This is a genomic window from Ideonella sp. B508-1 (genome assembly GCF_000333615.1).
Taxonomy (GTDB): Bacteria; Pseudomonadota; Gammaproteobacteria; order Burkholderiales; family Burkholderiaceae_C; genus Ideonella.
On record NZ_BADL01000578.1, the window covers coordinates 1 to 3241 of the forward strand.

Here is a 3241-nt window from a genome sequence, read left to right on the forward strand (position 1 = left end):
CCGTCGAAGGGCGGATCGTGCGGCTGCAGCAGGGGCACATCGGCCTGGCCGTAGCAGGTGCCGGCCGGCAGGTTCACGCGGGTGTGGCGAACGAGGATCAGGGCCATGGGTTCAGGGCCAGCGGCTCAGGTGTTCCACCGCCGGCGGCACCGACAACAGGGACAGCAGCACCACCAGCTCGGTGATCTGCTGGGTGGCGCCCAGCGCATCGCCCACATAACCGCCCAGGCGACGGCGCAGGTAGCGGATGGCGAACCAGGCCACCAGGGCGGCCGACACCGCAGCCGACAGCCCCGGCAGGCCCAGCAGTGCGGCCGGCAGCAGGGCCACGATGGAGGCGAAGACCAGCGGCCCGCGGGCCACGCCTTGCGCGATGGGCTTGGACTTGGACAGCGCGTCTTCACGCACATAGTCCAGCCGCGCCATGATCCACAGCACGCCCCAGCGGCTCAGGGTGTGGGCGGCAATGGTCACGCCCAGCACCGGCCACAGGCCCCAGGCCCGCTCGGCCAGCAGGCTCAACAGTTGCGTCTTCAGGCCCAGGGTGATGACCACGCCCAGCGTGGCGTAGCTGCCCACCCGCGAGTCCTTCATGATGGCCAGCACCTGATCGCGCTGCCAGCCGCCGCCGAAGCCGTCGCAGCTGTCGGCCAGACCGTCTTCGTGGAAGGCGCCGGTCAGCAGCACGCCCGCGGCGATGGCCAGCCAGGCCGCCACGCCGGGCGTCCACAGCTGGTTGGCGCCCCACAGCACCGCGCCCACCACCGCGCCCACCACCCAGCCCACGCTGGGAAAGTGGCGGGCCGAGGCATTGAGCTGCGCAGCCGAACAGCCCACCCAGGCGGGCACCGGCACGCGGGTGAAGAACTGCAGCGCGCCTGAAGAACAGGCGCAGTTCGCCCCGCAGCGCGCCTTCCTGGCGCGGGGTCTCGGGCCCCGGTGCGGTGCTGTTCATGCGCCCTCGCCTTCCTCGCCCTTCCAGCGGCTGTCATGCCAGACCAGGGCCAGCGCGGCCTGGGCGTCGGGCGACTGGGTGGACACGCGCACCCAGCCCGGCAGGCCGAAGGAGCTGGCGTCGCGCAGCTTGAGGCCGGCGCTGCGCAGCTGGCGCAGGCGCAGTTCCAGCAGGCGGGCCGGCAGCGGCGGGCGCGCCAGCCAGAAGGGGGTGACCGTGGCGCGCTGGGCCCAGCCCAGGTCGCCCAAGAGGTGGCGTTGCATGGTGCGCCATTGTTCCAGGGTGCGGCGGCTGTCCGCCAACCAGGCCTGCACCGCCTCGCCCCACCAGGCCAGCAGCATCTGCTCGCCCTCGGCCGACAGCACCCAGCTGGGCGCCAGCGCCCGCAGCCGCTGGCCCAGGCCCTCGGCGGCCTCGGTGGGCGCCAGCACGTAGCCGGCGCGGATGCCCGTCAGCCCCAGCGCCTTGTTGGGCGACCACAGCTGCCAGGCCCGCGCGGCCATGCCGGGCAGGATGGGGTCGCCGCCCTCCAACCGCAGCGGCTCGTAGGCACGGTCCAGCACCAGCCAGTGGCCCTTGGCCCAGGCGACCTCGGCCAGCGACTGCCAGAAGCTGTGCGGCAGGCTGACCCCGGTGGGGTTGCAGGGCTCGTTGAGCCAGACCAGGGCCGGGTGGTGGGCGCGGTCCAGCGCCTCCAGCAGCGTGGCCGGCGCCGGCCAGCCATGCACCTTCAGCCCCAGGGCATAGGCCGCGGCGGCGTAGTCGCCATAGCCAGGCGCGGGCACCCAGGCCTCGCCCAGGCCCTGCAGATGGGCCAGCAGGGTCAGGCGGCGGATGGCCTCGCTGCTGCCGGCGGTGGGCAGCACACGGTGGGCGGGCAGGCCGTGGTGGGCGGCCAGCCGCTCGCACAGGCGGCCGTAGTGCGGGTCGGGGTAGCGGCGCCGGTCGGTGGCGGCCAGGGCGTTCACCAGCGCCTCGGGCAGGGGCAGCGGATTGGCGTTGGTGGAGAAGTCGTACAGGATGGCCGGCCCGCCATCGGGGCCGCCGTGCTCGGGCCAGGGCATGGGGGCAAGGTTCATGCGCGTGCTCCGCCCAGCCACCACATCCCGCCCCACAGCCAGGCCAGGCCCGCCAAGGCGGCCAGGCCACCCACCACGCGGCCGCACCAGCGCAAGGCCTGCGGCACATCGGCCGCCGCCGGCACGGGGTGGCCCTCGTTCAGCACATAGACGCCAGGCTTGCCCAGCCGGCGGCCCAGCAGCAGGGCCAGCGCGCCCATGGGCCAGCCGCTGTTGGGCGAGGCGGTGCGCCGGGCCTGGCCGCGCAGCACAGACGCGCCCGGCCAGCGGCCGGCCGCCGCGCACAGGGCCAGCGCCGTCAGGCGGGCGGGCAGCCAGTTGAGCACATCGTCCGCGCGGGCGGCCCACTTGCCGCCCCACTCGCGGTGGTCGCGGTAGCCCCACATCGCATCGGCGGTGTTGGCAAAGCGGTAGAGGGCCGCGCCCGGCAGGCCGGCCACGGCAAACCAGAACAGCGGCGCCAGCACCGAATCGCTGAGGTTCTCGGCCAGGGTTTCCAGCGCGCTCTCGCGCACCTCGTCGGCGCTCAGCCGGTTCACCGGCCGGCTCACCAGCCAGGACAGGCGCTGGCGCCCCTCGGCCAGCGAGCGGTCCAGCGCGGCCTGCACCGCGCCCACCTCGTCGCGCAGCATGCGCCAGGCCAGCAGGGGCTTGAGCAGCACGCCCAGCAGCAGGCCCTGGGCCAAGCTGCGCCAAAGCTCGGCCCCCAGCCAGGGGGACGACAGCAGGCCGGTCTGCAAGAGGCCGTACACCCCCGTCACCGCGGCAGCGCCCAGCCCCCAGGCCAGCGCGCCCGCCACGAAAGCCCGGCGTGGCGCCAGCGGCCACAGCCGGGGGCCGACGGCGCCCAGGGCCCGGCCCATGGCCACCACCGGGTGCCAGCGCGCGGGGGGCTCGCCCAGCACCCGGTCCCAGACCAGGGCCACGAGCACGGCCAGGCCCAGCACCGGCCAGGAAAGATCGGGGCCGATCACGCCGCGCGGTCTCCTTCCAGGCCCAGGGTCTCGTCGTCGGCGGCGGTGGCCGCGCAGCCCGGTCCCTGGTGGAACACCCGTTCGCTCACCGGGCGGCCGCCCAGCAGGTGTTCTTCGATGATGCGGTCCATGGTCTCGGGAGTGACGTTGTCGTACCAGGTGCCGTCGGGCTGCACGCAGAGGATGGGGCCGCCCTTGCACGCGGCAAAACAACTCACCGGGCTGCGCTTGAC

The 3241-nt window shown here is 74.5% G+C and carries 4 protein-coding genes; all 4 read right to left on the reverse strand.

Annotated elements, in window-relative coordinates:
* Positions 1-111 precede the first annotated feature (111 nt).
* Positions 112-855 carry an adenosylcobinamide-GDP ribazoletransferase gene (locus I73_RS30055; protein ID WP_051049342.1) on the reverse strand — a complete coding sequence of 248 codons (744 nt, stop codon included), beginning with the start codon at positions 853-855 and terminating at the stop codon, positions 112-114.
* A gap of 96 nt (positions 856-951) precedes the next feature.
* Complete coding sequence (locus tag I73_RS30060) at positions 952-2034, reverse strand: aminotransferase class I/II-fold pyridoxal phosphate-dependent enzyme (RefSeq protein ID WP_234409589.1); 1083 nt, start codon at positions 2032-2034, stop codon at positions 952-954.
* The gene (gene cbiB / locus I73_RS30065; protein ID WP_022982743.1) at positions 2031-3008 is read right to left on the reverse strand and encodes an adenosylcobinamide-phosphate synthase CbiB; all 978 of its coding nucleotides are present in this window, start codon (positions 3006-3008) and stop codon (positions 2031-2033) included. The genes I73_RS30060 and cbiB overlap by 4 nt, the downstream gene beginning before the upstream one ends.
* The coding region (locus I73_RS30070) for a hypothetical protein (RefSeq protein ID WP_022982744.1) at positions 3005-3241 on the reverse strand (237 nt) is incomplete at its 5' end. The genes I73_RS30070 and cbiB, both read right to left, overlap by 4 nt.

What these genes read in the sequence shown, in the direction of transcription:
- I73_RS30060 (WP_234409589.1), bottom strand. Translation starts at nt 2,034, where the DNA reads ATGAACCTTGCCCCCATGCCCTGGCCCGAGCACGGCGGCCCCGATGGC.